Annotated in this window: 26 protein-coding genes; 8 read left to right on the top strand and 18 right to left on the bottom strand. The window is 72.6% G+C overall.

Annotated elements, in window-relative coordinates; all coding sequences use genetic code 11:
• Positions 1 to 17 precede the first annotated feature (17 nt).
• Entirely contained in the window at positions 18 to 1,115 is a 1,098-nt protein-coding gene (locus J2X26_RS15445) for a DNA polymerase ligase N-terminal domain-containing protein (RefSeq protein ID WP_307493592.1), read from the bottom strand.
• Positions 1,116 to 1,200: 85 nt separating this feature from the next.
• Here J2X26_RS15445 and J2X26_RS15440 point away from each other — a divergent pair, with 85 nt between their 5' ends.
• Complete coding sequence (locus J2X26_RS15440) at positions 1,201 to 1,638, top strand: SRPBCC family protein (RefSeq protein ID WP_307493591.1); 438 nt, start codon at positions 1,201 to 1,203, stop codon at positions 1,636 to 1,638.
• Positions 1,639 to 1,760: 122 nt separating this feature from the next.
• Positions 1,761 to 1,916 (top strand): hypothetical protein, encoded by a 156-nt coding sequence (locus tag J2X26_RS15435; RefSeq protein ID WP_307493590.1) that lies wholly within the window; start codon positions 1,761 to 1,763, stop codon positions 1,914 to 1,916.
• Between the two features lie 33 nt (positions 1,917 to 1,949).
• On the opposite strand, the gene J2X26_RS15430 is transcribed toward J2X26_RS15435, so the two are convergent.
• From J2X26_RS15430 to J2X26_RS15415, 4 genes are all read right to left on the bottom strand, one after another.
• Positions 1,950 to 4,673, bottom strand: coding sequence for a glycoside hydrolase family 3 C-terminal domain-containing protein (locus J2X26_RS15430; protein WP_307493589.1), 2,724 nt, complete (start codon positions 4,671 to 4,673; stop codon positions 1,950 to 1,952).
• Positions 4,674 to 4,927: 254 nt separating this feature from the next.
• Positions 4,928 to 5,089 (bottom strand): hypothetical protein, encoded by a 162-nt coding sequence (locus J2X26_RS15425; protein ID WP_307493588.1) that lies wholly within the window; start codon positions 5,087 to 5,089, stop codon positions 4,928 to 4,930.
• A 1-nt stretch (position 5,090) separates the two neighbouring features.
• Complete coding sequence (locus J2X26_RS15420; RefSeq protein WP_307493587.1) at positions 5,091 to 5,549, bottom strand: DUF6325 family protein; 459 nt, start codon at positions 5,547 to 5,549, stop codon at positions 5,091 to 5,093.
• Between the two features lie 28 nt (positions 5,550 to 5,577).
• On the bottom strand, positions 5,578 to 5,973 hold the full coding sequence (locus tag J2X26_RS15415) for an SHOCT domain-containing protein (RefSeq protein WP_307493586.1): 396 nt from the start codon (positions 5,971 to 5,973) through the stop codon (positions 5,578 to 5,580).
• A 321-nt stretch (positions 5,974 to 6,294) separates the two neighbouring features.
• Here J2X26_RS15415 and J2X26_RS15410 point away from each other — a divergent pair, with 321 nt between their 5' ends.
• Complete coding sequence (locus J2X26_RS15410; protein WP_307493585.1) at positions 6,295 to 8,451, top strand: LuxR C-terminal-related transcriptional regulator; 2,157 nt, start codon at positions 6,295 to 6,297, stop codon at positions 8,449 to 8,451.
• Positions 8,452 to 8,514: 63 nt separating this feature from the next.
• Positions 8,515 to 8,742 (top strand): hypothetical protein, encoded by a 228-nt coding sequence (locus J2X26_RS15405; protein ID WP_307493584.1) that lies wholly within the window; start codon positions 8,515 to 8,517, stop codon positions 8,740 to 8,742.
• Positions 8,743 to 8,760: 18 nt separating this feature from the next.
• Here J2X26_RS15405 and J2X26_RS15400 read toward each other — a convergent pair whose 3' ends face one another.
• A complete protein-coding gene (locus J2X26_RS15400) occupies positions 8,761 to 8,943 on the bottom strand; it encodes a DUF1918 domain-containing protein (protein WP_307493583.1) in 183 nt (60 codons plus the stop codon).
• A gap of 62 nt (positions 8,944 to 9,005) precedes the next feature.
• Positions 9,006 to 9,605 carry an FMN-binding negative transcriptional regulator gene (locus J2X26_RS15395; protein ID WP_307493582.1) on the bottom strand — a complete coding sequence of 200 codons (600 nt, stop codon included), beginning with the start codon at positions 9,603 to 9,605 and terminating at the stop codon, positions 9,006 to 9,008.
• A 96-nt stretch (positions 9,606 to 9,701) separates the two neighbouring features.
• On the opposite strand from J2X26_RS15395, the gene J2X26_RS15390 reads away from it, so the two are divergent.
• The gene (locus J2X26_RS15390; RefSeq protein WP_307493581.1) at positions 9,702 to 9,908 is read left to right on the top strand and encodes a dodecin domain-containing protein; all 207 of its coding nucleotides are present in this window, start codon (positions 9,702 to 9,704) and stop codon (positions 9,906 to 9,908) included.
• A 6-nt stretch (positions 9,909 to 9,914) separates the two neighbouring features.
• Here the strand turns inward: J2X26_RS15390 and J2X26_RS15385 are convergent, their stop codons facing one another.
• From J2X26_RS15385 to J2X26_RS15335, 10 genes are all read right to left on the bottom strand, one after another.
• Complete coding sequence (locus tag J2X26_RS15385; RefSeq protein WP_307493580.1) at positions 9,915 to 12,353, bottom strand: lysylphosphatidylglycerol synthase transmembrane domain-containing protein; 2,439 nt, start codon at positions 12,351 to 12,353, stop codon at positions 9,915 to 9,917.
• 342 nt (positions 12,354 to 12,695) lie between these two features.
• A complete protein-coding gene (locus J2X26_RS15375; protein ID WP_307493579.1) occupies positions 12,696 to 13,268 on the bottom strand; it encodes a dienelactone hydrolase family protein in 573 nt (190 codons plus the stop codon).
• Positions 13,269 to 13,301: 33 nt separating this feature from the next.
• Positions 13,302 to 13,751 (bottom strand): DUF1579 family protein, encoded by a 450-nt coding sequence (locus J2X26_RS15370; protein ID WP_307493578.1) that lies wholly within the window; start codon positions 13,749 to 13,751, stop codon positions 13,302 to 13,304.
• A 25-nt stretch (positions 13,752 to 13,776) separates the two neighbouring features.
• Positions 13,777 to 14,580 carry an HpcH/HpaI aldolase family protein gene (locus J2X26_RS15365; protein WP_307493577.1) on the bottom strand — a complete coding sequence of 268 codons (804 nt, stop codon included), beginning with the start codon at positions 14,578 to 14,580 and terminating at the stop codon, positions 13,777 to 13,779.
• A complete protein-coding gene (locus J2X26_RS15360; protein ID WP_307493576.1) occupies positions 14,565 to 15,353 on the bottom strand; it encodes a 2-keto-4-pentenoate hydratase in 789 nt (262 codons plus the stop codon). The genes J2X26_RS15365 and J2X26_RS15360 overlap by 16 nt, the downstream gene beginning before the upstream one ends.
• Positions 15,350 to 16,510 carry a 3,4-dihydroxyphenylacetate 2,3-dioxygenase gene (gene hpaD, locus J2X26_RS15355; RefSeq protein WP_439897863.1) on the bottom strand — a complete coding sequence of 387 codons (1,161 nt, stop codon included), beginning with the start codon at positions 16,508 to 16,510 and terminating at the stop codon, positions 15,350 to 15,352. The genes J2X26_RS15360 and hpaD overlap by 4 nt, the downstream gene beginning before the upstream one ends.
• A gap of 1 nt (position 16,511) precedes the next feature.
• Positions 16,512 to 17,996 (bottom strand): 5-carboxymethyl-2-hydroxymuconate semialdehyde dehydrogenase, encoded by a 1,485-nt coding sequence (gene hpaE, locus J2X26_RS15350; RefSeq protein WP_307493575.1) that lies wholly within the window; start codon positions 17,994 to 17,996, stop codon positions 16,512 to 16,514.
• Positions 17,986 to 18,678, bottom strand: coding sequence for a GntR family transcriptional regulator (locus tag J2X26_RS15345; RefSeq protein WP_307493574.1), 693 nt, complete (start codon positions 18,676 to 18,678; stop codon positions 17,986 to 17,988). The genes hpaE and J2X26_RS15345 overlap by 11 nt, the downstream gene beginning before the upstream one ends.
• Complete coding sequence (locus tag J2X26_RS15340; protein ID WP_307493573.1) at positions 18,660 to 20,129, bottom strand: fumarylacetoacetate hydrolase family protein; 1,470 nt, start codon at positions 20,127 to 20,129, stop codon at positions 18,660 to 18,662. The genes J2X26_RS15345 and J2X26_RS15340 overlap by 19 nt, the downstream gene beginning before the upstream one ends.
• A 35-nt stretch (positions 20,130 to 20,164) precedes the next feature.
• On the bottom strand, positions 20,165 to 21,811 hold the full coding sequence (locus J2X26_RS15335) for a thiamine pyrophosphate-binding protein (protein ID WP_307493572.1): 1,647 nt from the start codon (positions 21,809 to 21,811) through the stop codon (positions 20,165 to 20,167).
• A 107-nt stretch (positions 21,812 to 21,918) separates the two neighbouring features.
• On the opposite strand from J2X26_RS15335, the gene J2X26_RS15330 reads away from it, so the two are divergent.
• A complete protein-coding gene (locus J2X26_RS15330; RefSeq protein ID WP_307493571.1) occupies positions 21,919 to 23,742 on the top strand; it encodes an FAD-binding monooxygenase in 1,824 nt (607 codons plus the stop codon).
• Here J2X26_RS15330 and J2X26_RS15325 read toward each other — a convergent pair.
• Positions 23,739 to 24,629, bottom strand: coding sequence for a phenylalanine 4-monooxygenase (locus J2X26_RS15325; protein WP_307493570.1), 891 nt, complete (start codon positions 24,627 to 24,629; stop codon positions 23,739 to 23,741). The genes J2X26_RS15330 and J2X26_RS15325 overlap by 4 nt on opposite strands.
• 96 nt (positions 24,630 to 24,725) lie before the next feature.
• Here J2X26_RS15325 and J2X26_RS15320 point away from each other — a divergent pair, with 96 nt between their 5' ends.
• Positions 24,726 to 25,904 (top strand): sensor histidine kinase, encoded by a 1,179-nt coding sequence (locus J2X26_RS15320; protein ID WP_307493569.1) that lies wholly within the window; start codon positions 24,726 to 24,728, stop codon positions 25,902 to 25,904.
• On the top strand, positions 25,901 to 26,560 hold the full coding sequence (locus J2X26_RS15315) for a response regulator transcription factor (protein WP_307493568.1): 660 nt from the start codon (positions 25,901 to 25,903) through the stop codon (positions 26,558 to 26,560). Before J2X26_RS15320 ends, J2X26_RS15315 begins: the two co-directional genes overlap by 4 nt.
• The last annotated feature ends 42 nt before the right edge of the window (positions 26,561 to 26,602 follow it).

Here is a 26,602-nt window from a genome sequence, read left to right as displayed (position 1 = left end):
GCCGCCCGTCCGGGTCGTCAGGTCGAGGACACGCGGCACCAGTCCGAGGAGCTGACACCGGGCCGGTACGTCGACGAGCGCCGCTTCGCCACGATCCCGTCGAACCCGTTCGCCGCAGCGGCGGCCAGCACCGCCGCACCCGGCCCGTCGAACGTCGGGGGCACCCGCCACGACCGGCCCTCGATCCCGAGCCCGTCCAGCAGGGCTCGCCGGTCGTCGTAGGGCCGCTCCACGGTCGGATGCCCATCCAGGTGCAGCACGTCGTAGACGAGGTAGGTCACCGGCTGCGTCCGGGCGAGGTGCCGCGCGGCGCTTCCCGTGAGGCCCTCCCGCTCGCGCAGCCGACCGTGATCGGGTGCGCCGGAGGCGTCGAGCGCGACGAGCTCGCCATCGAGCGCCACGACCGTGGAGCCGAGCTGCTCGCCCAGCCCGGCCAGTTCGGGGTACGCGCCGGTGAGATCGTCGTCGCCGGAGCGCAGCCGGACGCGGCCACCGTCGACGAGCGCGAGCACGCGCACCCCATCCCAGGCCATCTCGTACGCCCATGTCCCGTCGTCCGGCGGCAGGTCACCCGGCCGCGCGAGCATCGGGAGGACATGCGTCGGCAGCGGCGTCCAGTCCGGGTCCGTCGGCGGGTCCATCCGGTGGACCATCCAGCTCCGGCCGTCGTCGGGAGCGCCCTTCGAGCGCGTCGCGAACAGCACGTACCTGCCCTGGACCCGTTCGCCGTGGAGCACGACCTGGACCTCCCGGTCCGTCCACTTCAGCTCCTCGTAGGTGCCGTGGTCCCAGACGGTGACCTGGCCACCGCCGTACTCGCCCTCGCCGATCGTGCCCTCGAACGTGGCGTACTCGAGGGGGTGATCCTCAGTGTGGACCGCCAGGTGGTTCGCCTTCGGGTCCGGCGGGAGCCCCTTGGGCACCGCCCAGGACACCAGGACGCCGTCGCGCTCGAGCCGGAAGTCCCAGTGCAGGGCGCGGGCGTGGTGCTCCTGGATGACGAACGTCCGGCCCTCGGCCGTCGATGGGTCGGGGTCCGTGTCGGGCACCGGTTCCGGCGTCCGCGCGGGGTCGCGCTTCGCCCGGTACGCGGCGAGGCGCTCGGAGTCGGGCACGTGCCGAGTGTCCCGCTGTCCCCGTGCCCGCGCGCGTCGGACGCGGCCGGGTTGCCGATGCGGGCACCGTGGCTACCGTCGAGCCATGGCCACCGTCACCCGCGACCTCAGCTGTCCGCCGTCGGCAGTCCTGGACGTGCTGGCCGACGGCTGGAGCTACGCCACGTGGGTCGTCGGCACGTCGCGCATCCGGGCTGTCGACCCGGCGTGGCCCGCCGCCGGGACGCGGATCGCGCACTCGGTCGGCATCTGGCCGGCGCTGCTCGACGACGTCACGGTGGCGCGCGGGTGGGACCCGGAGCGAGGCATCGACCTGCAGGCACGCGGGTGGCCGGCCGGGGAGGCTCGCGTCAGGATCCAGGTCCGGCCACGCCTCGGGGGCTGCACCGTGGAGATGGCCGAGGACGCCGTGCGCGGACCTGGGACCCTCGTTCCGCGACCCCTGCGCACGGCCGCGCTGGTCCCGCGCAACACCGAGGCGCTGCGCCGGCTGGCGTTCCTCGCCGAGGGACGGCGCTCCTGACCGAGATGCGACGGGGTGCGTCCGGGCGGACCATGGAGCCCGGCGTCGGGCAGCGTGCGTCGGTGACCCACCGGATCACCGGAGGAACGATGTGGGCTCTGCTGTTCCGTCGCATTCGACTGATGGTCGTGGTGATCGTGCTGCTCCCCGTCGTGGCGTCGATCGCCCGTCGGCTGGCCGAGCGGGTCGAGCGCCGCCAGGAGCACCCGACGCTGGGTTCACGCGGCCTGCGCGCCGTGGAGACGACCGCGAGGCGGACCCGGTCGTTCCTGCGCTGAGCACTGCAGGACGACCGGGCCCTCTCACCAGGGTCACCGCGCGGGGCGGCCCGTGGTCCGGAGCGTGCCGGTGAGGCGGATGTCGGTCGACGACGACCCGACGTACACGGGGATGTCACCGCGCGGCGTACGCCAGCGGTCACGGTCCACGTCCCAGTAGGACACCGACTCGGGGCTGAGCGCGACGGTGACCTGCTGTCGCTCACCCGGCTGCAGCGTCACGGTCGCCCATCCGGCCAGCACCTTCGGGGCGCTCTGCACCTGCCGGGTCGGCAGGTTGCCCACGTACACCTGCACCGTCTCGGTGCCGGTCACCGCCCCGGTGTTCCGCACGGCGACCTTGACCTGGAGCCCCTGCGCGGACGGCGCGGTGCGCAGGTTGCGGTAGTCGTACGTCGTGTACGAGAGCCCGTGCCCGAACGAGTACTGCGGCGTGATGTCGAACTCCTCGTACCCGCGGTAGCCCACGTAGATGCCCTCTGTGAACAGCTGGTCCAGCCCGACGCCGGGGTACTGCTCCGGGGTGCTCACCGGGGTGCTGTCCTCGTCGACGGGCAGGCTGATCGGCAGCCGGCCGGACGGGTTGACGTCGCCGAACAGGATGCCCGCGAGCGCGTTGCCCTGCTCCTGACCGCCGAACCAGGAGTGGATGATGGCCGGGACGCCGGACTCCCAGTCGGAGGTCTGTACGGCACCCCCGGCGACGAGCACGACGACCGTGCGGGGGTTGGCCGCGGCGACCTGGCGGATGAGCTCGGCCTGACCGTTGGGCAGGTCGAGGTCGGGCTTGTCGCCACCCTCGCTGGAGTAGTCGCGGACCAGGACGACGGCGGCCTGCGACGAGCGCGCGAGGTCCGCCGCCGCGAGCGCCTGCGGTGCGACGACGCCGTCGGGGGTGGTCCAGCCGAGCTGGAACACGGCTCCCGCGTCGGTGCCGCCGGGTCCGTCGTTGACGTACTCGACCAGCAGCTCGTGCTCGACGCCGGCGACGAGGTCCACGTCGACGCTCGTCGTGGACACCTCACCGGTCGGCTCGGCGATGAGCACTGCGGCACCGTCCAGGGTGACCGTCGCGCTCCCCGTCGTGGTGACCGCGATGCCGTAGGTCCCGTCGACCGGAGCGGTGAGCGTGCCGGTCCAGCGGATGGACCCCGCCATGTCCCGCGTCTGCAGCGGGAAGTGCGGCGACTGCGCGTTGAACCCCTGGAACAGGAAGAACCCCGCGTTGATGGCGGCGTAGGGGTCGGTGCGGTCGGCGATCGGCCCGGTGAAGTCCGGCTCGGTGAAGTACTCGGCCCGCAGACCGTTCTCCGCGCCCGTCGACAGGAAGTCCGACGGGATGGGGTCCGGACCGGGGATGAGCGACGCGGACGTCACGGGGTCGGCACCGGCGACGTGCCGGACGAGGACCCCCGCACCCGCACGCGCCTGGATTCCTTCGAGCGGGCTCACTGTGTACGTCGGCTTGACCAGCGAGCTGCCCCCTCCGGCGACGACCGAGTCGGCATCGGCGCCGATGACGGCGATCGACCCGACGTTCGCCTGCAAGGGAAGGGCCGCGGAGTCGTTCTTGAGCAGCACGGCCGACCGTTCGGCCACCTGTCGCGCGAACGCGCCGTGCTCGGCCTCGGGCAGAGCCGACACGACGGGCGGGTTGTCGAAGAGCCCGAGCGCGAACATGGGCCGCAGGATCCGCAGGACCGCGTCGTCGATCCGGGAGACCGGCACCTGCCCGGCGCGGACGGCGTCGAGGAGCGGTCCGCAGAAGAAGCAGGCGCCGGGACCGGTCTGCGGGGTGGTGTTGCCCGGCATCTCCTGGTCCAGGCCGCCGAGGATCGCCTGCGTGGTGCTGTGCGTGGCGCCGTAGTCGCTCATCACCCAGCCCTCGAAGTCGAGCTGCGCCTTGAGGATGCGGTTGAGCAGCTCGTCGCTCTCGCACGCGTACACACCGTTGACCTTGTTGAACGCGCACATCGCGGACCCCGGTCGGCCCTGCTCGACGCCGATCGCGAACGGTCGCGTGTAGATCTCCTGCAGCGCCCGCTCGTCGACCACGGCGTTCCCGCCGCTGAGGCGGTTGGTCTCCTGCGTGTACACGTTGTAGTGCTTGATGTCCGCCACGACGGGGTGCGACTGGATGCCCCGGATCTCGGCGGCACCCATCGTCCCGGACAGCAGCGGGTCCTCGCCGAGAGCCTCGAACGCGCGGCCGGCCTGCGCTACGCGGGCAATGTCGACGGCGGGGGAGAGCAGGACGTTGTGGCCCGTGCGGAAGGCCTCGTCGCCGGCGACCTGCCCGTACTGCTCGGCGAGCGCGGTGTCCCACGTGGCCGCCAGCGCGATCGGGGAGGGCAGCTGGGTGGCTTCCTGGTCGTTCACGGCGGGGTTCGCGATGCGCACCCCGGCCGGGCCGTCGGCCATCGTGAGGGCGGGGATGCCCAGGCGCTCGATCGGGCCGTTGTAGAAGCCGTAGAAGTTGTTCAGCTCCCCGTGGAGCATGTCCACCTTCTCGTCGAGGGTCATCTGCCGCAGCAGCGCCCTCGCCCGCCGGGTGTCCGGACCGGACTCGTCCCACCACCACTGCGACGGGAGCGACTGCACCTCCTGGAGCTGTTGCGTGACGGCGGCCTCGCCGTCGGGATCGTCCGGGGCAGCCGAGGCGGCGCCGGCGGGGACGGCGAGCGCAAGGGCGCAGAGCGCGACGAACGCAGACGTGTGCGCGGAGCGGGACATCGCAAGGTGACGACGAGAACGCATGGAACACCCCCTAGCAGTGCAGAGGTGCCTGCGAGCCTCGTTGCCGTTCGGCTGCCCCTGCCGAACGGCCCAGTCTTCACCCGCTCGGACGGGCCGCAACCGCGGTGGGTCACTGGGCGGACACCGGTCCCACCAGGTGTCGGATCGGGGGTGTGCGGGGCCGGTCCGTGCCGTGGCGGCCCGACGATCTGGTCGCCGGGCCGCCACGGTTCTGCGCCCGTCGCCGCCGCCACCGCGGGACGGGTGCGGCGGACCTAGATGCGTCGCCGTCGGCCGGGCGTGACCGCGGCGGCCACCACCGCGGTCTTGGCGACCGGGGCAGGTCCCGGTGTGACGGCCTTGGCGACGACGGCCGTCTTGGCGACGGGGTGGCCGATCACGCCGACCCGGCCGATGCGTGCTGGTCTCAGCGGCATGTCAGACCTCCTGTGCGTCGAGGGCGAGGTCGGCCTCGATCGAGGCGAGGATCGCCTGGATCGGGATGCGGCCGTCGGCGATGAGCTGCCCGCCGGACCGGCGCGCCGCCGACGCGAACCCAGCGGCCCACAGGTTCTCCCAGATGAGGACGCCGGCCGTGCTCCCGGGGTCCATCGCGGCCGCGAGGTGCTCGACGTCGTCGGCCGCGAGGAGCTCGGCCAGCTGGGCCTCGAGCTTCTCCAGCTCACCCAGCTGCGGGAGGTCGGACAGCTCGAGGGCGTCGACCGACCCGTCCTCGTTCTTGGTGAGGATCAGCACGTCGATCACGCGGATGGTTCCCGCGTCGACGAGCGAGATCAGCTCGTCGATCATCTCGCCGGTGAAGCTGCTCTGCCCAGCGGGGAACTCGACCACCACGTAGTCGACAGGTCCCAGCTGGTCCAGCGGTGTGTCTGTCATCGGATCATCCCTCTGTCGTGCCAGGGCCTCAGGCGAGGGCCGAGGCCTTGAGCTTGGCGAACTCGGCCTCGTCGATCGCGCCGGAGTCGAGCAGCGCCTTGGCCTTGGCGATCTGGTCGGCGGGTGCCGACGACGAGGTCGCGCTCCTGATCCGGTCGTCGAACGCGGACTGTGCGGCCTGCATCTGGGCTGCCTGGCGGGTGCCCATGCCCTTCCCGCGCACGATCAGGTACAGCAGGATCCCGAGGAACGGCAGCAGGATCAGGAAGACGACCCACAGGGCCTTGGCGCCACCGCCGGTCTCGTCGTCGCGGAAGAGGTCCCCGAAGATGGCGATCAGCAGCCAGAACCAGATGATGAACAGGAAGAACTCGAGCATGAAGAGCAGGATGTCTCCGCTCCCGAACGTCGTCGTCAAGCCCATGGCGGTCTCCTTCGTCGTGGCGTGACCGTCGAGCTGACGCCCGCGAGGTCGCGAGACCCACGGTGCGGGCCTCCGTGCGATCGTGCGGCGGCCGGGCAGGTCGCGGGATCACCCCCGGCACGGATCACCCGGGTGAGCGTGTCCTGGATGACCTGTGTGTCCGCATCGGTGCCGCGGGGACTAGGGTGCGATTCACGTAGCCCTGGGGAGAGTTTCGTGACGCACGGCATCGGCTCTGAACAGGCACGTCCGCTCCGGCAGACGGCAGAGCGGGGCGTGGTCCGGGCCAAGCTGGTCCCCCCGCGTCTGCCCCGTGGTTCCGTGAGTCGTTCGGGGCTGCTGGGGGCCCTGCGCGCGGGCGGGCACCGGAGCCTGACGCTCGTCTCCGCCCCGGCCGGGTTCGGCAAGACCACCTTGCTGGCCGAGTGGGTGCAGACCGACGGTCCCGGCCGGTTCGCCTGGGTGTCGCTCGACGCCGGGGACTGTGAGCCGGGACGGTTCTGGACGCACGTGGCCGCGGCCCTGTCCGGCGTGGAGCCCGACGTCACCGAGGTCACGGTGAGCGCGATGCGCGCGCGGCCCCGCCGGATCGGCGACCTGGCGCTGCCGCGGCTGCTCGACGCGCTGTCCGCCGGCACCGACGACGTGGTGCTCGTCCTCGACGACTACCACCGCGCGGAGACGCCCGAGATCAGTGCGCTGCTCGCCGAGTTCATGCGCTACCGCCCGGAGCGGGTCCAGCTGGTGGTCTCGACCCGGTCGGACCCAGCCCTCGGCGTGGCGCGATTGCGCGCCGGCGGCGACCTGGTCGAGGTCCGGGCCGATGCGCTGCGGTTCGACGAGGCCGAGGTGGCGAGCTTCTTCGACGGCATCGGGCTCCCCGAGCTGACGCCGACGGAGGGCCACCAGCTGGCGGAGCGCACGGGCGGCTGGCCCGCCCCGCTGCGGCTGGCCTCGCTGCTCATGCCGGAGCGCGGGCGCGCCACCTTCATCGAGCAGTTCTCCGGCGCGAGCCGCCACGTCGTCGACTACCTCGCGCAGGACGTGCTCGACCTGCTCGATCCGGAGACCCGGGACTTCCTGCTCCAGGTCTCGATCCTCGGTCGCTTCACCGGGTCGCTGTGCGACGCGGTCACGGGGACCACCGGCTCGGGCGCCCTGCTGGCCGACCTCGAGCGGGCGAACCTGTTCATCTCGGTGGACAGCGCGGGCGAGTGGTACCACCCTCACCAGCTGTTCACGGAGGCCTTGCGGGTCGAGCTGACGAGGTCGAAGCCGACCCTCGTGCCGGTGCTGCACGCGCGGGCCGCCCGGTGGCTCGAGGCGGCCGGTGATCTCGAGGCCGCGACGGACCACGCGATCGCGTCGCGCGACGTGCACCTCGCGTCACGCCTGGTGGCGGGGCAGGTCCAGCCGATGTCCGTGAGCGGGCGCGGGGCGAACATCGGGCGCTGGCTCGCGGCGCTCTCGTGGCCGGAGGCTCTGCGCGATCCGGAGCTCGCGTTCGTCCGGGCCGTGGCGGCGAGCCTGGCGAACCAGCTCGACGACGCGGCGGACTGGCTCGACGTCGCGCGCACGGGCGACCTGGGCGCCCTGGACGCGACCGGGCTCCCGCTGGGGTTCCGGGTCGACTTCCTGGAGAGCGTCACGGGGGTCAACGACGTGGGGCGGGCGCTGGCGTCGGCGCAGGGCGCGGTCGCCGCCGCGCCGAACTCCACCTGGCACGGCATCGCGCTGGCCTGTCTCGGGCAGGCGCAGTACCTGGCGGGGCAGGGTGCGGAGGCCACCGTCACGCTGCGGCACGCGGTGGGGGAGATCTCCGACGCCCACCCGATCATGCTCGCGCTGGCCGTCGGGACCCTCGGCCTGGCGGAGGCGTCGGCCGGAGCCCCGTCCCACGCCGACCCGCTGCTGGACCGTCGTGCCGACGTGCTCCGCAACGTGGGTGCGGACCGGTCGGTGGCCGCCGCCGTCCTGCTCCTCGCGGGAGGGGAGCGCGCGCGCCGACGGGGCGACCCGCAGGGCGCGCTGGTCGAGCTGCGCCTGGCGATCGACATCCTGGCGGACATGCCGCGCAGCACCTGGCTCGCCGACGCGTTCCTCCTGCTCGCCGCGACCGAGCGACTCGTCGGGCACGGTCCCGGCGCGCTCGAGGCCGTCGACCGGGCACAGGAGGTCCTCGACCGGGTCCCTGACGCGGGCGGGCTGGTCGCGCGCGCGGCGGCCCTGCGTGCCGCGCTGACGGCGCCGTCGCGGCACGCCACGGAGTTCGGCGAGGAGCTGTCCGAGCGGGAGGTCGTCGTGCTCCGGCTCGCCGCGGACGGGCTCCAGCAGCGCGAGATCGCCGACCAGCTCTTCATCTCCTACAACACCGTGAAGTCCCACCTGAAGGCCGCCTACCGCAAGCTGGGAGTCACGTCCCGGGACGCGGCGATCGTGCGCCTGCACCAGCTGGACGCCGCGACCGCACCGCACTGACCACCCGGGTGAGCAGTCCCGCGGGTGGTCCGTCGCCGGCGTCCCGACATGAACGATGTCGGGATGATCCTCTGCACGATCGTCGTCGCCGGTGAGCTCGACTCCCGCTTCGGCGACGCCGTCGAGGGGATGACGCTCACCGCGGCGGACGGCCGCACCGAGCTCGTCGGGACGCTCACCGACCAGGCCCACGTCCAGGGCGTGCTGCACCAGCTCTTCGACCTCGGTCTCGAGGTCGTGTCGTTCACCACGACGCCCGACGGGCGCGCCGATCTCCCTGGTGTCCGCTGAGCTCTCGCGGCAGGGCGGTCAGGCGGTCGACCGCACCACCGTCAGGTCCGGCCCGGGGTACACGAGTGACTCGTGCCCGTCGTCGAACCGCACGACGTAGGGGCCTTCCGTCCCTCGGGCCTCGACCACCGTGCCACCGCGATCCGCCGTCCCGACCGTCCGGCCATGGATGACGACCTTGTCACCGACCTCTGCGTGCATCGTCGCTCACCTCGACGTCCAGGCTAGCCCTGTCCCGGCTGCCCGCACCGTCGGACGGGACGTCAGCTCCCGTGCACCCGGCGCATCTCGTCCGCGAGGGCGGGGTTGGTGGGCTCGAGCTGGGCGATCACGTGCTGGGCGACGTCGGGCTGCTTGTTCTGGCTGAGCTTCGCGCGGGCGTCGAACCGCGTCACGCGCAGGCGGAGCCCGACGGTTCCGCGCGCGATGCGGCGAGTGCCCTCCTCGTCCTCGTCGAGGCTCCGACCACCGGGCCGTCCGTGCTCGAAGTGGTCGGTGAGGCGCGTGAGCACGGCGTAGTTCTCGTCGTTGCTGAGGAGCTCCGGCGTGCCGTAGAGGTGCGCGGTGACGTGGTTCCAGGTGGGGACCAGGTCGCCCGGCGCGTACCAGCTGGGGGAGACGTAGTCGTGCGGACCCTGGACGATCACGAGGATCTCGTGCTGCCCCAGCTCGTGCAGCGTCTCGTCGGGGCGGCCGAAGTGGCTGACGATCGTGATGTCGTCGCCGTCCTCGACCATGACCGGGTAGTGGGACGCGACGAGCCCGGTCGAAGCCGGTGAGACGAACGTTGCCCACGGGTTCTCCCGGACGAGCCTTCTGACGTCGTCCGGGTCGGTCATGAGGAACCGGGGTGTGTGGCGCATCAGCGATCTCCTGTCGTCCGGGGCTGCACGGTGGTGCCGTCGACCGGCCGCGACCAGTATGGAGTCGTCGATTCCGAGCGAGGAGAGGCCAGCACCATGAGCGTGTACCGAGTGATCGACGTCATCGGGACGAGCGCGTCGTCCTGGGAGGCGGCCGCGGCCGAGGCGATCAGCACGGCCGGGGGATCGTTGCACGACCTCCGGGTGGCCGAGGTGACGAAGCAGGACGTCGTCGTCGGCGAGACCGGGGAGCTGCTCTACCGCACCCGAATCCAGCTGTCGTTCAAGTACAAGCCCGAGTAGGAGCCGCTACACGTACTCCTGGCGCCGCAGCCAGCGCATCGCCGCCGCCCCCCAGATCGGGGGGATGTAGAACGTGACGAGCCGGTAGGTGATGGCCGTCGAGACGGCGATCGCGCTGGGCACCCCGATGGCCTGCAGGCCGACCGTGAAGCCCGCCTCGGTGACCCCCATGCCGCCGGGGACGGGCATCAGGCCTGCGAACAGGCTCACCGCGGTGTTGATGAGGATCAGCTGCGAGAAGTGCGCGGTCTGCCCGAACGCCTGCAGGCACAGCGCCAGGACCCCGGCCTGGAGCAGCTGCGCCCCGAGGTTGCCACCGAGCATCGCGGACACCTTCGCGGGCTTGCGCAGCACGCCGAGCGCGGACTGCGCCGAGCGCGCCTGCTCCGCGATCGCGGCGCGGATCTTCGGGATCCGTGCGGTGACCCGGTGGCGCAGCCGGGGGACGGCCAGGGTGACGACCGCGGTGAGGACGAGCACGGCGACCAGCACCGCGATGAGGGACGGGCTCGACGAGCCGGAGTCGTCGCTGCTCGACCCGGTGGAGAGGCTCGAGGTGAATCCCGGCAGTCCGCTCACCACGATGAGCAGGATCAGGGACGCCTGCACGACGAACCCCGTGACGCTGTCGATGAGCCCGAACGACAGGGCGGACCCGGCGGGGATCCCGAACTTCTGGAAGAAGCGGACCTCGAGCGCGAGGCGGGCGGCGGACGACGGGAGCACGAGCGAGATGAACTGGATGGAGTACTGCAGCATCAGGACCGGGAAGTACCGCAGCCGGGCGAGGGCGGCGCCCAGGGTCGCTCCGGCGAGCGCCGTCTGGATGAACGGGGAGAGCAGCAGCGCGGCGACGAGCCAGACCCAGTCCGCGGACGCGAGGGCGGCGGCGACGCTGGCGAGGTCGACCCCGGCGAGCATCGTGACGACGACGTAGATGATGAGCGCGGACAGCAGGAGGGTGCCGATCGACTTCGGCGTCACGCGCCGCAGACGTTCCAGCGGTGGTTCCTCGACCCCGGCGGCCGCGACCGCTGCGGCGCGCAGCTCGTCGACCGTCCAGCTCGCCGTGCGCACCTCGGCGCGCGTCCCTCGACCGAGCGCGGCCGACTGCAGATAGGGCAGGAGATCGGCGAGGCCCTCGGCTCCGACGGCACGGATCGCCGCGGCGAGTGCCCGGTCCGGTCCGACGACCAGTGCCGTGCAGACGAGGAGCCGGGCCTGGTCCGTCGGCACGTCACCCTCGTCGGACGCGCGGCCGGCGGCGTCGAAGTCGGCCAGCGCGGGGGTGCCGTCGAGCCGGACGACCACCCGGCTCCCGTCGATCCGCCCGTGCGCGATCCCGGCGCGGTTCAGCCCGACGACCGCCCGCCACATCCCGGCGAGCAGCTCGTCGTCCAGCGTCTCGGCGTCCAGGTCGTCCAGCGACGCGCGCGGGCTGGACGTCACCAGCAGGGCGTCGCCCTGGTCCGCCACGCCGACCGCGACGACGTCGAGCGTCGGGACACCCGCCTCCGACGCCAGCAGCGTGAAGAGAGCCTCGTGCTCGACCCGGGACCGCCGCGTACCCCAGATCTGCGCGCGCTCGCCGCGGCGGGTCAGGGCCGTCCACAGCGATCCGACGAGCTGGCTGTCCCACGCGTCGCGCCCGTAGACCGTGACCCGCAGCTCGGTGTCCTGCTCCGTGCGGGCGACCAGCAGGTCCACCGCCTGCGGGTCCGGGGACGCCGACACCCCGGTGGTCGGCACGCCGAGGTCGGCGAGCGCCACCTGCACCTGCGCGTCGGTCAGCCGCCCCTGCGGTGACCCCAGGACGAGGTGGGTGATGGCCGCGGCCGCGATCCCGACGGCGATGCCGGCGCTCGCCCCGAGGAGGTTCGTCGCGTTCAGGCCGATCGCCGCCAGCGCGCCCAGAGCGATGACGACGCGGCTCGCGTACCGCCACGGCCGGGCGAGGTGCGGCGAGGCCGTGACGATGATGGCGGTGAGGACGGCGACCCGGCTCGCGACGTAGACGACCGGCGGGCCGGACGACACCAGCCCGGTGACGATGTCCGACGGGTGGGTCCCGGCCAGGGCACCGACCCCGACCGAGGCGCCGAACGCGAGCGCCGAGGCGGTCGCCTGGTCGACGAGGAGCCGGCGCCGACCCCGGCTCGCGGCAGCGAGCAGGACGACCCCGAACGCCCACAGCGTCATGACGGCGTAGACGACGCTCCACAGCCAGCCGAACAACGGCTGCAGCCAGGCGAGCAGCGTGGCCAGCGCATCGTCGGCACCGGTCGGTCCCGGTGCCGCGAGCGCGAGCAGTCCCAGGGCGACGATCGAGCCGACGAGCAGGAGGATGTCGGTCGGTCGACGGAGGCGGGGGGCGCCCGCCGCGGACGACCAGACCCGCACGAGTCCGCCCACGCCCCTGCGGGTCCGTTCCGCTCGGACAGCCATCGAGCCTCCTGGGGCACAACGACGAAGTGGGAGCTGGCGCCTACGGGAGGTCAGCACCGTGCGGACCTGCGGTGAGCGTACCGCGGCCCTGACCAGCGGGTTCGCGATTCGCCGCCGAACCCGCCGGCGGTTTGTCCGACTTCGGTCGCACGACGTCGGCGCCGGTCCTACCGTGGTGAGCCAGCCACGACGACCTCGAGTTCGTCGAGCTGCCCATCGGGAACCTCCCGCAGTACAGCCCGGACCACGACGCCGACTTCCCGCCCGAGGCGCGCGCGCTCACGGAGGCGATCGCTGGCATCGACGCCGTCCTGCCGCGCGGCTGACGGTGTCGCCGGTCGTCTACCGGAGCGGTGCGAACGCGAGGATCCGGTCGACGACCTCGGCCGTCTGCCCGGCGTCGAACGTCGGCAGCGTGTCGTCGACGAAGAGGTGCGTGCTGCCCGGGTAGACGAACACGTCGCCGGCACCGGCGGCGGCGACCAGCGCGCGGGCGTTGTCCGCCCCGTCGGCGCCGAAGAACTCGTCGTCGGCGTGGCCGTGCACCTGCAGGGGGACACCGGCCGGCCAGTCGCCGAAGTCGTCCAGGCTCGTGGCCGACTCGAGGAAGACCGCCCCGAGAGCACCCGGCCGGGACTGCACGAGCAGGTGGGAGTACACGACACCCATCGAGATGCCCATGTACACCAGCTCCGACGGCAGGTCGGCGGCCGCTCGCCGGGTGCGAGCCGTCATCTCGTCCCAGCCGAGGTCGTCCTCCTCGTGCGCCATGCCCGCCGGGATGCTGTCGAACGTGCGGCCCTCGAACAGGTCGGGTGTGTGCACGGTGTGCCCGGCGGCGCGGAACCGGTCGGCCAGTGCGCGGACGCCGTCGGTGAGCCCGAGGACGTGGTGCAGGAGCAGGATCTCTGCCATCGGTCCAGCGTGGCACACACGTCCGACAATGGCTCAGGCGGGCGCCAGTGCGAGCTCGACCACCTGGTACGGGTCGTAGCCGGGCACGAGGTTGTGCATGGTGATGACGGCGTCCCGCGGCCGCAGGTGGATGTGCCAGCCCCAGTCCGGCCCCGACTCCGCCGGGTAGGAGCCCCGGAGCTGCAGCTCGCCGTCCGCCCGGGTCCCGCCGGCGAAGGTCATCCACGTCGGACCGGTGTGGAACGAGTCGACCCACACCCCCGAGGCGCCGTCGGCATCCGCCTCCCCGCCGAGCAGGAGGAGCCCGTCGTGCGAGGTGTCCCCGTCGGACCAGGCGTAGGCGATCGAGACGAAGCGGACGGCGGTGATGGCGACCGTCGCGGTCGCGATCGAGGACGTGTACTCGTCGGTGGGCATGAGCCGGAAGCGGTTCGTGCCCTGCCAGCGGCCCAGCATCGGGGTGAGGTGGTCGACGACGCTCATACCTGACCCTACCGAGAGCGCCCTGTCAGGAATCCGCCGGGTCGGCGTCGACGGCCGACGGAGCGAGTCGGCCGGCGAGCGCCTCGGACCCGTGCGCCAGGAGCGTCACGTCGGCGCCGACGAGCACGAACGCGGCGCCGGCGTCGGCGTACGAGCGCGCGAGGGCCGGGTCGAACGCGTTCACCCCGACCGGCTTGCCCGCGCCGCGCACGGCCTCGAACGTGCGGTGGACCGCGGCGACGACGTCCGGGTGGGTCTGCCGGCCGAGCAGCTCCATGGACGCAGCGAGGTCGGACGGCCCCACGAAGACACCGTCGACGCCGTCGACCGCCGCGATCGCGCCGGCTGCGGCGACACCCTCGACCGTCTCGATCTGCACGAACAACGACACGTGCTCGTCGGCGCGGTCGAGGTACCCCTCGACCCGGTTCCACCGGGCCGAGCGGGAGAGCGCCGAGCCGACGCCCCGGCGACCTCGGGGTGGGTAGCGCACGGCCTCGACGACCGCCCTCGCCTCGTCCGCGGAGGACACCATGGGCACGAGGAGGTTCTGCGCCCCGAGGTCCAGGACCTGCTTGATCGTGACGACGTCGCCGACCGGCACCCGCACGACCGGCGTGACCGGGTACGCGGCGAGCGCCTGGAGCTGGGCGAGCACGGACTCCAGCCCGTTGGGCGAGTGCTCCATGTCGACCAGCAGCCAGTCCAGCCCGGAGCCCGCGCAGATCTCCGCGACCAGCGGGCTGCCCGTGCAGACCCACATGCCGACCAGCGGTCGTGGGGACGCCGCGAGCGCGTCGCGGAACGTCGGTGTCAGGTGAAGCGGCATGTGATCGTCCCCAGGTCGCGGTAGTCGGCCAGCACGGTGTCGCCCGGGTGCACCCACATCGGGCGGGTGAAGGAGCCCGCGAGCACGATCTCGCCGGCCTCGAGCCGGTCGCCGTGCTGGGCGAGCTTGTTCGCCAGCCAGGCGACGCCCCGGGCGGGATGGTCGAGCACGGCACCCGCCACGCCGGACTCCTCGACGGTCCCGTTCCGGTACAGCATCGCGGCGACCCAGCGCAGGTCGACGTCGTCGGGCCGGACGGGCGTGCCGCCCACGACCATCGCGCCCATCGCCGCGTTGTCGCTGATGGTGTCGACGATCGTGCGGCCCTCCAGCTGGATGCGGGAGGCCAGGATCTCGAGGGCCGGCACCACGTGGTCGGTCGCGCGCAGGACGTCCTCGAGCGTCGCGCCGGGACCCTCGACGGGCTCGGCCAGCCGGAACGCGAGCTCGACCTCGATGCGCACGTTCGAGAACCGGCCGTGCTCGATCACCGAGTCGTCCTCGTAGACCATGTCGGCGAAGATCGCCCCGTAGTCGGGCTCGTCGATGCCGGTCGCCACCTGCATGACCTTCGACGTCAGGCCGATCTTGCGGCCGACGGGTCGCCGGCCGGCGGCCACACCCCGGCGCCGCCACTCGCGCTGCACCGCGTACGCGTCCTCGACGGTCATGCCGGGGTGGCGGGCGGTGAGAAGGGGCACCGTGGTCCGGTCTCGCTCGGCGGCGGCCAGCTCGTCGGCGATCGCTGCCAGGGTCTCTGCGGGGAGCGTCACAGCTGGTGCCCCAGCTTGTACTCGCCCTGCTTCCAGCTCGGGAGCTCGTCGGGGGCGTCCCCCTTGCGCGTGTAGGAGAACCCGTCCGCGCCGATGGTGACCTCCATCTCGCTGGTGTCCGTGCGCGCGACGACCGGCTGCGGGACGCCGTCGAGGTCGAGCACGAGGGACGCCTCCGTGTACCAGGACGGCACGACCGGGTTGCCCCACCAGTCGCGACGCTGGTTGTCGTGGACGTCCCAGGTGACCACCGGGTTGTCGGGGTCGCCGGTGTAGTAGTCCTGCGTGTAGATCTCGATGCGGTGGCCGTCGGGGTCGCGCAGGTACAGGTAGAACGCGTTGGACACGCCGTGCCGGCCGGGGCCGCGCTCGATCCGGTCCGACAGCCGCAGAGCGCCGAGCTTGTCGCAGATCGCGAGGATGTTGTGCTTCTCGTGGGTCGCGAAGGCGATGTGGTGCAGGCGCGGGCCGTTGCCGCCGGTCATCGCGGTGTCGTGCACGGTGGGCTTGCGACGCATCCACGCGGCGTACGTGGTGCCGGCCTCGTCCTGGATGTCCTCGGTCACCCGGAACCCGAGGTCCTCCATGTAGGCCACGGCGCGCGGCACGTCGGGGGTGACCTGGTTGAAGTGGTCGAGGCGCACGAGGGTGCCCGGCGTGTACAGGTCGTAGCGCCACGCGAGCCGCTCGACGTGCTGGACGTCGTGGAAGAACTCGTAGGGGAACCCGAGCGGGTCCTCGACGCGCACCGCGTCCCCGATGCCCGTCACGAAGCCGTCCGCCCGCCGCTCGACCCGGCACCCGAGCTCGCGGTAGAACGCCACCGCCTTGTCGAGGTCCTCGGGGGAACGGACGCGGTAGGAGAGCGCGGCGACTGCCGCGACCGGACCTGTGCGCAGGACGAGGTTGTGGTGGATGAACTCCTCGAAGCTGCGCAGGTACACCGTCTCGGAGTCCTCCTCGGTCACGACGAGGCCCAGGACGTCGACGTAGAAGTTCCGCGACGCCGCGAGGTCCGTGACGACGAGCTCCATCGAGGCGGCGCGCAGGATGTCCGGTGGCGGGGAGGTTGGCGTCGGGATGGGGTCGGCCGCCCGGATGGGGTCCTCGGCGGTCACGGCAGGCTCGGGCCCGCCGGGGGAGAGGGGGGTGCTCACGTCAGTGTCCTTTGCCGAACGTCGGGTGGTGCGCGTCGCCGAGCGTGACGTGCACGGCCTGCTGGTGCGTGTAGAAGTCGATCGAGCGGTACCCGCCCTCGTGGCCGAGGCCGGAGGCCTTCACGCCGCCGAACGGGGTGCGCAGGTCGCGGACGTTGTTGCTGTTGAGCCAGACCATGCCGGCGTCGACCGCCTGGGCGAAGGTGTGCGCCCGTCGCAGGTCGTTGGTCCACACGTAGGCCGCGAGCCCGTACTGCACGCCGTTGGCGAGGGCGAGCGCCTCCTCGTCGGTGTCGAACGGTGTGATGGCGACGACCGGGCCGAAGATCTCCTCCTGGAAGATCCGGGCGTCCGGCGGGACGTCCGCGAACACGGTGGGTGCCACGTAGTTGCCGGTCGGGAAGCCGTCGGGCCGCCCTCCGCCGGCGACGAGCCGACCCTCGGTCTTCCCGAGCTCGATGTAGCGCATGACCTTGTCGTAGTGCTCCGGGTGCACGAGCGCGCCGACCTCGGTGGTCGCCTCGTGCGGGGGGCCGACGACGACGCGTGTCGCCTGCGCGGCGTAACGCTCGACGAACTCGTCGTAGATCTCGCGCTGGACCAGGATCCGGCTGCCCGCCGTGCACCGTTCGCCGTTGAGGGAGAAGACCCCGAAGATCGTCGCGTCGATGGCCGCGTCGAGGTCGGCGTCGGCGAAGACCACGGCGGGGGACTTCCCCCCGAGCTCCATCGACAGGCCCTTCAGGTGCGGCGCGGCGTTGGCGAAGATGAGCTGCCCGGTCCGGCTCTCACCGGTGAACGAGATGAGTGGGACGTCGGGGTGCTTGACCAGCGCGTCGCCCGCCTCCTCGCCGAGCCCGTGCACGAGGTTGAACACGCCCGCGGGCACGCCGGCCTCTTCGAAGATCCCGGCCCACAGGGACGCCGAGAGCGGGGTGAACTCCGCCGGCTTGAGCACGACGGTGTTGCCGGTGGCCAGGGCGGGTCCGAGCTTCCACGACTCGAGCATGAACGGCGTGTTCCACGGCGTGATCAGCCCGGCGACTCCGATCGGCTTGCGGTTGACGTAGTTGAGCTGGCGGCCGGGCACCTTGAAGGCGTCGTCGGTCTGGGCGACCACCAGGTCGGCGAAGAAGCGGAAGTTCTCGGCGGCACGACGGGCCTGGCCGAGCGCCTGGGTGATCGGCAGCCCGGAGTCGAAGCTCTCGAGCTCGGCGAGCCGGGCGTCGCGCGACTCGACGATGTCGGCGACGCGGTGCAGGACCCGCGAGCGCTCGCGCGGCAGCATCCGCGGCCAGGGGCCCTCCTCGAACGCGTGCCGCGCGGCGGCGACGGCTCGGTCGACGTCGGCCGCCTTGCCGGCCGCCGCCTGCAGGTACGTCTCGTTCGACACCGGGTCGAGGACCGCGAACGTCGCACCGTCCGCGGAGTCGACGTGCTCGCCGCCGATGTAGTGCTGGAGGTGGTCGGGGAGGTCACTGGGCATGGGTCGCCTCGTCGGGGTGCTCGTGGCTCAGGTATGCGGCAAGGGTGGCCGAGCGGTGCCCGCGGGCGGCCCGCTCGATGTCCGCTGGTGGGGCGTCGGTCTCGATCAGGCCGAGGAGAGTCTCGTGCTCGCGCACCGACTCCTGTGCACGACCGGGCACGAAGCTGAACGTCGAGTCGCGCAGGTGGCCCAGCCGGACCCACTCCGACTCGACGAGCGCGAGCAGGCGCGGGTTCGGGCAGGCGGCGAAGAGCACCGAGTGGAACTCGTGGTTCAGGGAGGTGAAGAGGCGCGGGTCGAAGTCGTCGAGCGACTCGACGAGGCGGACGTTGAGCTCGCGCGCCTGCCGGACGTCGTCGGCGGTCAGGTGCCGGGCCGCGAGCGCGGTGGCCGCTCCTTCGAGGAGGGCCAGCGTCTCCATGCTGTGCCGGTACTGGGAGTCGTCGATCATCGACACCCGCGCGCCGACGTTCCGCTCGAACGTCACCAGGCCCTCGGCCTCGAGGCGGCGGATGGCCTCGCGCACCGGCACGACGCTCATCCCGAGCTCGTTCGCGACGGAGGCGAGGACCAGGCGGTGCCCGGGCGTGAGTTCCTCGGCCGCGATCCGCTCCTTGAGCGAGTGGTACGCGTGCTGCGACTTGCTCCGGGTCGCCGCCTCGCTCACCGGGTCCTGCGCCATGCGTCGAACCTCGCTCTCCACTGCGCGTCCATCGGGAACAGGCCGTCGATCGGGTGGCCGGCAGCGACCTGCTGCGCGATCCAGCCGTCCTCCTCCTCCTGGGCGAGCGTGGCGTCGACGACCTCCTCGACGAGCGCGGGCGGGATCACGACGACGCCGTCCCCGTCGCCGACGACGACGTCGCCGGGCTCGACGGTCGTCCCGCCGCACGCGACGGCGACGTCGACGTCCCACGGCACGTGCAGCCGGCCGAGGACCGCGGGGTGGGCCCCCGCCGAGTAGACCGGGATGCCGACCGCGGCCACGGCGGCGTGGTCGCGGACACCCCCGTCGGTGACGATGCCGGCGGCGCCGCGCGCGTGGGCGCGCAGGGCGAGGATGTCGCCGAACGTGCCGGACCCGGCCTGGCCGCGCGCCTCGATGACGATGACCTCGCCCTCGCCGACGGTGTCGAACGCGCGCTTCTGGGCGTTGTAGCCGCCGCCGTGGCGCGCGAACAGGTCCTCGCGGCCCGGCACAAACCGCAGGGTGCGCGCGGTGCCGACCAGCTTGGCGTCCGGGTGCGTGGGACGGACGCCGTCGATCGTCACCGCGTCGAGGCCGCGCTTGCGCAGCTGCGCACTGAGCCCGGCGACCGGGGCCTGCAGGAGCTTCTCGCGCAGCTCCGGGGTCAGCTGGAACCGCGCGGGTGCCGGTTCGTGCCCCCACGCCTCGGCGCGCTGGACGTCGTCGACGGCGGGAAGCGACCCGAGCGCGTGGTCGAACCGGTGCTCGCCCTGGGTGACGGTCGTGACGAGCCGCCCCGACGACGGGGCACCGGGCGCGTCCAGCGCGTCGACCTCGACCTCGACGACGTCCCCGGGGACGACGACGGAGGAGCCGGCGGGGGTGCCGGTGAGGATGACGTCGCCGGGCTCGAGCGTGAGGTGCTGCGAGAGGTCGGCGACGAGCTGGGGGAGCGTGAACAGGAGGCCGGCGGTCGTGTCGTCCTGGCGGAGCTCGCCGTTCACCCAGGCGCGCAGCCGCAGTGCGTCCGGGTCGACGGCGCGGGCGTCGAGAAGGCCGGGTCCGACGGGGGTGAACCCGTCCCCGCCCTTGGACCGGACGTTCGATCCCTTGTCGTTCGCGCGCAGGTCGTAGAGCCCGAGGTCGTTCGCCGCCGTGACCCACGCGACGTGGTCCCACGCCTGGTCCAGCGGCACGCGCCGGGCGGCGGTGCCGATGACCAGCGCGATCTCGCCCTCGAACGCGAGGAGCTCGGTGCCGTCCGGACGTTCGACCGTGCCGCCGGAGGGTGCGACGGAGCTCGACGGCTTGAGGAAGTACGACGGGTGCGCAGGGCGGCGGCCACGCTGGTCGGCACGCGACGCATAGCTGAGGTGGATCGCGACGATCTTCCCGGGTCGTCCGGGCAGGCCGGCGAACCGGTTGTCCGTGCTGTCGTCGGTCATGAGCTCCCTCACCTGAGTGGTCCGTCGGTCCGTGCTCAGCCGCTCGCGCGGGCGATCTCCTCCCAGAACGGGGCGACCACCGTGCCGGAGACCCGCAGGTCGAGCAGCAGGAACGGGCGTTCGCTCTCCGGTCGAGCACGCCACTCGGTGAGCACCTCGAGGTCCTCGACGGACCGGACGGCCACGCCCTGCGCACCGAGGGCGGTGGCCACGCCGGCGAAGTCGACGTCGGGGATGAGCATCGGCTCGTGGGCCAGCCCCTTGCGACCGTAGAGGTGCATCTCCGCGCTGTACGCGCCGTCGTTCCACACGACCGCGATCCCGCGGCCGGCCGCGACCCGCACCGCCGACTCGAGGTCGGACAGGGCCATGAGCCCACCGCCGTCGCCGGTCGTCAGGACCACCGTGGCCTCGGGCCGGGCGAGCGCCGCCCCCATCACGCTGGGGAAGCCGAGCCCGATCGCCTGGAACGCGGTGCCGACCATCACCATCCGGTCCGGCGACGACACCGGCCAGTACATGTTCGACCAGCCGAGGAAGTGCCCACCGTCCGAGACGACCACGCGGTCCTCGGGCAGCAGCTCCCCGAGGCGGGCGGCTGCCGAGCGCGGGTCGAGCCGCCCGTCCGCGGCGATCCCGTCCCCGGGCTCGTGCCGTCGCGCCGCCGTGAGGTCGACGGACTCCCGCCACCCGCTGGACGCGCCTCCGTCGAGCTCCTTGAGGATCGCCTCGGCGACGACGGCGGCGTCCCCGCGGACGTACCCGCCGACGTGCGGGTGGGTCGCCGCGGGCGCGACGTCCACCTGGAACACCCGGCACCCGGGTGCGAAGAGGTCGCCGAACCGCATCGTGAACTGGTTGAGCGAGGCGCCGACGACGACGGCGACGTCCGCCTGACGGACGAGCTCCATCGCGCCCTCGGTCCCGAACCCGCCCGCGACGCCCAGGTCGAACTCGGACCGGGGGAAGATCCCGCGTCCGAGGGCCGTCGTCACGGTCAGGGCGCCCGTGACGTCGGCGACGGTTCCGAGCGCCGCGCCCGCGTCGGCCACCCAGGCGCCGCGACCTGCCAGGAGCAGCGGCCGGCGCGCGGTGGAGAGGGCGGCGGCGATCTCGCGCACGACGCCGTCGGCGAACGCCCCGCGCACGGCGAGCGGCGCGGGCAGGCGGGGTGCCGGCGTCTCGGGCACCGGGCCGGTGTCCAGGGTCGCGACGTCGTAGGGGATCGCGAGGACGGTGGGCACGCGATAGGTCAGCGCGTGCTCGACGGCGATGACGGTCGTGGCCGCGGCGTCCGCGCGGCCGACGGTGTAGGTGCGCGCACCGACGGCCGAGGCCATCGCGATCTGGTCGACGTCCCAGGGTCGCGGCCCCGACGTCGGCTCGTCGCCGACGACGAGGACGAGCGGCACGTGTGCCTGCACGGCCTCGGCGAGGGCGGTGAGTGTGTTGGTGAACCCTGCCCCGTACGTCGTCGTCGCGGCGGCGAGCCGGCCGGAGGCGCGGTGGAACGCGTCGGCGGCGACCACGGCACCGGCCTCGTGCCGCACGGGGGTGAAGCGGGCGTCGGTCTGACGCGTCAGGGCGTCGAGGAAGTACGCGTTGCCATTGCCCATGACGCCGAAGACGTGCTCGACGTGAGCGGCGAGCGTGACCGCGACGTGCGCGGAAACCGTCGGCATGGAGGAGCCTCTCGGACCGGGTCGACCGCGTCGTTGCGGCTCGGTAGGGATAATATACGATCCGGCAGAACGCGTAACCTCGACATCGTCGTCAGGGAGTCGGTCCCATGCAGTTCCACCACCACGGGTACGTCTCCGGGGACCCGCGCGTCCAGCCCGCAACCGGCGTCGGCCTCGACCGGCCCGACGAGCTCCCCGACGAGGTGGACGTCCTCATCGTCGGCACCGGGCCGGCGGGGATGATCGCGGCCGCGCAGCTCTCCCAGTTCCCCGAGGTCACCACCCGGATCGTCGAGCGGCGGGCGGGGCGGCTCCCGATCGGGCAGGCGGACGGCATCCAGGCGCGCAGCGTCGAGACGTTCCAGGCGTTCGGGTTCGCCGGGCGGATCGCCGAGGAGGCCTACCGGATCACCGAGATGTGCTTCTGGCACCCGGACCCCGCCGACCCGTCGCGCATCGTCCGGGGCGAACGGCCGGCCGACGACCCCGGCGGCATCAGCGAGTTCCCGCACCTCATCGTCAACCAGGCCCGCGTGCTGGACTACTTCGCCGAGTACATGGCGAACTCCCCGAGCCGGATGACGCCGGACTACGGCTACGAGTTCGAGGGCCTGGTGCGGGCCGACGACCACGTCGACGTCACCCTGGTGCGGGATGGGCACGAGAAGGTGGTGCGAGCCAAGTACGTGCTGGGGGCGGACGGTGCTCGAAGCAAGGTGCGCACCGCGATCGGCTGCACCATGGAGGGCAACTCGGCGTTCCACGCCTGGGGCGTCATGGACGTCCTCGCGGTCACCGACTTCCCCGACATCCGTCTCAAGTGCGCGATCCAGTCCGGTGCGGGCGGCAGCATCCTGCTCATCCCGCGCGAGGGTGGCCACCTGTTCCGCATGTACGTCGACCTCGGGGAGATCGACCCCGAAGCCCACCACGAGGTGCGCAGCACGACGATCGAGCAGATCATCGCCAAGGCGAACGCGATCCTGCACCCGTACACGCTCGACGTGCGCGACGTCGCCTGGCACAGCGTGTACGAGGTGGGGCACCGGCTCACCGACCGGTTCGACGACGTCCCCGTCGGGGAGTCGGGCACGCGGACGCCCCGCGTCTTCATCGCCGGCGACGCCTGCCACACCCACAGCGCCAAGGCCGGCCAGGGCATGAACGTCTCCATGCAGGACGGCTTCAACCTGGCGTGGAAGCTCGGGTACGTGCTGTCCGGCCGCAGCCCTGAGAGCCTGCTCGCCACGTACTCCGCGGAGCGCCAGGTGGTCGCGCAGAACCTCATCGACTTCGACAAGGAGTGGTCCTCGCTCATGGCGAAGACCCCGGAGGAGCTGGGGGACCCCGGCAAGCTCGCCGAGTTCTACGTCCGGACCACCGAGTTCCTGTTCGGGTTCATGACGCAGTACCCGCCGTCGATGGTCGTCGCCGAGCCGACGCACCAGGCGCTCGCCACGGGCTTCCCGGTCGGGAAGCGGTTCAAGTCGGCTCCCGTCGTGCGGGTGGCCGACGCGAACCCCTTGCACCTCGGGCACCAGCACCGCGCCGACGGCCGCTGGCGTGTGTACGCGTTCGCGGACGACGACGGCTCCGCGCTCGCGACGTGGGCCGACTGGATGGCCGGCTCGCCGGACTCACCGGTGCGCGAGGGCGTGTTCGACATCAAGGTCGTCTACCAGCAGCGCCACGTCGACGTCGACATCTCGACCGTTCCGACGCTGTTCCTGCCCCGCACGGGACCGTTCGAGCTCGTCGACTACGAGAACGTCTTCGCCACGGACCCGGTCGACGACATCTTCGAGCTGCGCGGCGTCGACCGTGCCGGGTGCGTCGTCGTCGTCCGGCCCGACCAGTACGTCGCGGCCGTCCTGCCGTTCGACGCGACGGACGAGCTCGCCGCGTTCTTCCGGCAGCACCTTCTCGTCTAGGCGGAGTTCCGGGCGGCGAGCCGGGCGGCCACCTCGTCGTCGAACTCCGCGAAGAACCCGGCCACCCGGTCGGTGAGCTCGCTCATGCCGTCGCACGCGAACAGGATCGGCTGGTAGTGGCTGATGTCGTACGCCAGCGTGGCCATCTGGTCGAAGTCCACAGGACGGATGTCCGCCCCACGGAACTCCTCGATCTCGCCGTACGAGGAGAGCAGCCCGGCACCGTAGGCGCGCAGCTCGCCGTCCTCGTACATGACCCCGAACTCGATGGTGAACCAGAAGACGTCGGCCACGTACTGGAGGCCCGCGGCCGTCTCGCACCGGCGCGCGGCCTCGCCGGCGCGACGCTTGACCTCGGCGATCGCGGGGTTCGCGAGCAGGTTGCAGTGCCCGACGACCTCATGGAGGATGTCCGGCTCCGGCGTGTAGAGCGGTTGCGACGGGTGGCGCAGGTACTGGGTCGAGTGGAAGACCCCGTCCGCGAGCGAGCCGTAGAAGACGTCGAGGGGGACGAGCCCCGCGGCCGGGTGGAGTCGGAAGCCGCTGATCGGGCCGAGACCCGCGCTGACCTCGTCGAGCTGCGGGACGCGGTCCGTCGGCAGCGCGAGGGCTTCCTTGCCCTCCAGGTAGCCGCGGATCGCGAGGCGCTCGTGCTTCGGCGCGAGCTCGCGGCACACCGTCTCCCAGATCGCGTTCTCGGAGTCGGTGTAGTCCACCTGCGGCACGGGGTCGCCGGGCTCCCACGCGAGGGCCGGCGCGGCGATCTCGTTCCGGCGACGGCGGTAGGCGTCGTCGTTCGCGCCGGGGTGGTCGTCCGCGAGGTGCACGGTCGCCTTGCCGTCCTCGTCGGCGGTGACGGGGGCGTAGAGCTGTCCTTCTTCGAACATGCGATCCGTTCTACGCCAGAAAACCTGGCGACGCATCCCCCGGACGGGGTCCTGCGACGCCGCGGCGGTGCGGCTGGCCTGGGTATCGTGCCGAGCATGGGTCGACGCGCGTGGACGGCATGGCGGGCCCGTCCCGTCGGCCGGCGTGACGCGTGGGGCGCCGGGTTGCTCATGCTCGTCGCGGCCGGTCTGCTCTCGCGCCGAGCCGCGGACCTCGACCCCGTGGTGGCGACGTTCGTCCTGCTCGGCACGGCGTCCCTGGCGTGGCGGCGGACCGCGCCGCTCGTCGCGCTGACGGTCAGCGGCATCGCTCTGTGCGCGACGACCGCCCTGAGCGGACCCGGGTCGGGTGCGCTCGGCCCGGCCCTCGTCGCGGTGTACAGCGCGGTGGCGTGGGACCGCCGGCTCGCCGGGACGGTCGCGGCCGCGGTCGACATCGCTGCCGTCGCCGTCCTCGACCGGTTGCGCACGGGGGACTGGTGGGCGGACGACGTCACGCTCTCCTCGGCGCTCCTGGCGGTCGTGCTCGCTGCCGGGTTCGCCGTCGGCTCGCGACGGACCACGCTCGAGGACGCGCGGGACCGCGTCGAGCGGGCCGAACGCACACGCGAGGCGGAGGCCGCACGCCAGGTCGCCGAGGAGCGCCTGCGCATCGCGCGCGAGCTGCACGACGTGCTCGGGCACCATGTCGCCGTGATCGGGGTGCAGGCCGGGGTCGCCGAGACGCTGCTGGTGACGCGTCCGGAGGCAGCGCGCGCTGCGCTCGAGCACGTGCAGGACGCGAGCGCGAGCGTGCTGACCGAGCTCGCGACGCTCGTGGAGGTGCTCCGCGAGCCGGGCGACGACCCGGCGACGTCTCCGAGCCCCGGGCTGGCCGCGCTCGACCAGCTGCTCGAGGACGTGCAGTCCACCGGGCTCGTCGTCGACCTCACGACCCACGGCGCGCCCCGCCCGCTCGCGCCGGTCGTGGACCTGACCGCGTACCGGGTGATCCAGGAGGCGCTCACCAACGCCCACAAGCACGGTGACGGCCGCGCGGAGCTGACCCTCGCCCACACGCCGGACGCCGTGACGATCGAGGTGTCGAACGCCGTGGGACCTGCCGCCGTCGCAAGCACGGGGGGCCATGGTCTGGTCGGCATGCGCGAGCGCGTCCTGGCCGTCGGGGGAGCGCTCGACGTCGGCGCGGACGGGCACCGGTACCGGGTGCGTGCCGTCCTGCCGGTGCTGGCGGTCGGTGCCGCACCGCGCGAGGACGTGGGGTCGCGACGATGACGATCCGCGTGCTCGTCGTCGACGACCAGGAGCTCATCCGGGCGGGGTTCGCCGCCCTCGTGGGCGCGGCGGACGACATGGAGGTCGTCGGCGAGGTCGGCGACGGGGCCGACGCGGTCGACGCGGCTCGCCGAACCCTGCCTGACGTGGTGCTGATGGACATCCGGATGCCCGGCGTGGACGGGATCGCCGCGACCGAGCAGATCGCCGCCGACCCGGAGCTCGCCGACGTCAAGGTCATCGTCCTGACGACCTTCGAGATGGACGAGTACGTCCTCGCCGCCCTGCGCGCGGGCGCCAGCGGCTTCCTGGGCAAGGGGGTCCGGCCCGCGGCCCTGCTCGACGGCATCCGGACGGTCGCCGCGGGGGAGTCGTTGCTCTCGCCGAAGGCGACCCGTGCCCTCATCACGCAGCTGCTCGACGCCCAGGTCGGCCCGGTGGTCGACGCGCAGGCGTTCGCCGCGCTCACCCCGCGCGAGCGCGAGGTGGTCGAGCTCGTCGCGCACGGCCTGAGCAACGAGGAGATCGCGGCGCGCCTCTACCTGTCGCCGCTCACGGCCAAGACGCACGTGAACCGCTCGATGGTGAAGGTCGGTGCGCGCGACCGCGCGCAGCTCGTCGTGCTCGCCTACCAGGCGGGTCTCGCCGCCCGCTGACGCCGTACTGCGATCGCAGTACGCGCAAGTGTCTGCGCTGGG

Origin of the sequence: Cellulomonas humilata (assembly GCF_030814415.1) — a bacterium.
Taxonomy (GTDB): domain Bacteria; phylum Actinomycetota; class Actinomycetes; order Actinomycetales; family Cellulomonadaceae; genus Cellulomonas; species Cellulomonas humilata_A.
Note: the sequence above shows the minus strand (reverse complement) of the source record. Positions and strands in the feature narration are given on the sequence as shown.

Coding starts and splice junctions, on each gene's coding strand:
- J2X26_RS15440 (WP_307493591.1), top strand. CDS start 1,201: ATGGCCACCGTCACCCGCGACCTCAGCTGTCCGCCGTCGGCAGTCCTG.
- J2X26_RS15420 (WP_307493587.1), bottom strand. CDS start 5,549: ATGACAGACACACCGCTGGACCAGCTGGGACCTGTCGACTACGTGGTG.
- J2X26_RS15315 (WP_307493568.1), top strand. CDS start 25,901: ATGACGATCCGCGTGCTCGTCGTCGACGACCAGGAGCTCATCCGGGCG.
- J2X26_RS15335 (WP_307493572.1), bottom strand. CDS start 21,811: ATGCCGACGGTTTCCGCGCACGTCGCGGTCACGCTCGCCGCTCACGTC.
- J2X26_RS15370 (WP_307493578.1), bottom strand. CDS start 13,751: ATGAGCGTCGTCGACCACCTCACCCCGATGCTGGGCCGCTGGCAGGGC.
- J2X26_RS15375 (WP_307493579.1), bottom strand. CDS start 13,268: ATGGCAGAGATCCTGCTCCTGCACCACGTCCTCGGGCTCACCGACGGC.
- J2X26_RS15430 (WP_307493589.1), bottom strand. CDS start 4,673: ATGCGTTCTCGTCGTCACCTTGCGATGTCCCGCTCCGCGCACACGTCT.
- J2X26_RS15390 (WP_307493581.1), top strand. CDS start 9,702: ATGAGCGTGTACCGAGTGATCGACGTCATCGGGACGAGCGCGTCGTCC.
- J2X26_RS15405 (WP_307493584.1), top strand. CDS start 8,515: ATGATCCTCTGCACGATCGTCGTCGCCGGTGAGCTCGACTCCCGCTTC.
- J2X26_RS15395 (WP_307493582.1), bottom strand. CDS start 9,605: ATGCGCCACACACCCCGGTTCCTCATGACCGACCCGGACGACGTCAGA.
- J2X26_RS15385 (WP_307493580.1), bottom strand. CDS start 12,353: ATGGCTGTCCGAGCGGAACGGACCCGCAGGGGCGTGGGCGGACTCGTG.
- J2X26_RS15435 (WP_307493590.1), top strand. CDS start 1,761: ATGGTCGTGGTGATCGTGCTGCTCCCCGTCGTGGCGTCGATCGCCCGT.
- J2X26_RS15325 (WP_307493570.1), bottom strand. CDS start 24,629: ATGTTCGAAGAAGGACAGCTCTACGCCCCCGTCACCGCCGACGAGGAC.
- J2X26_RS15345 (WP_307493574.1), bottom strand. CDS start 18,678: ATGGCGCAGGACCCGGTGAGCGAGGCGGCGACCCGGAGCAAGTCGCAG.
- J2X26_RS15400 (WP_307493583.1), bottom strand. CDS start 8,943: ATGCACGCAGAGGTCGGTGACAAGGTCGTCATCCATGGCCGGACGGTC.
- J2X26_RS15340 (WP_307493573.1), bottom strand. CDS start 20,129: ATGACCGACGACAGCACGGACAACCGGTTCGCCGGCCTGCCCGGACGA.
- J2X26_RS15365 (WP_307493577.1), bottom strand. CDS start 14,580: ATGCCGCTTCACCTGACACCGACGTTCCGCGACGCGCTCGCGGCGTCC.
- J2X26_RS15320 (WP_307493569.1), top strand. CDS start 24,726: ATGGGTCGACGCGCGTGGACGGCATGGCGGGCCCGTCCCGTCGGCCGG.
- J2X26_RS15415 (WP_307493586.1), bottom strand. CDS start 5,973: ATGGGCTTGACGACGACGTTCGGGAGCGGAGACATCCTGCTCTTCATG.
- J2X26_RS15425 (WP_307493588.1), bottom strand. CDS start 5,089: ATGCCGCTGAGACCAGCACGCATCGGCCGGGTCGGCGTGATCGGCCAC.
- J2X26_RS15330 (WP_307493571.1), top strand. CDS start 21,919: ATGCAGTTCCACCACCACGGGTACGTCTCCGGGGACCCGCGCGTCCAG.
- hpaE (WP_307493575.1), bottom strand. CDS start 17,996: ATGCCCAGTGACCTCCCCGACCACCTCCAGCACTACATCGGCGGCGAG.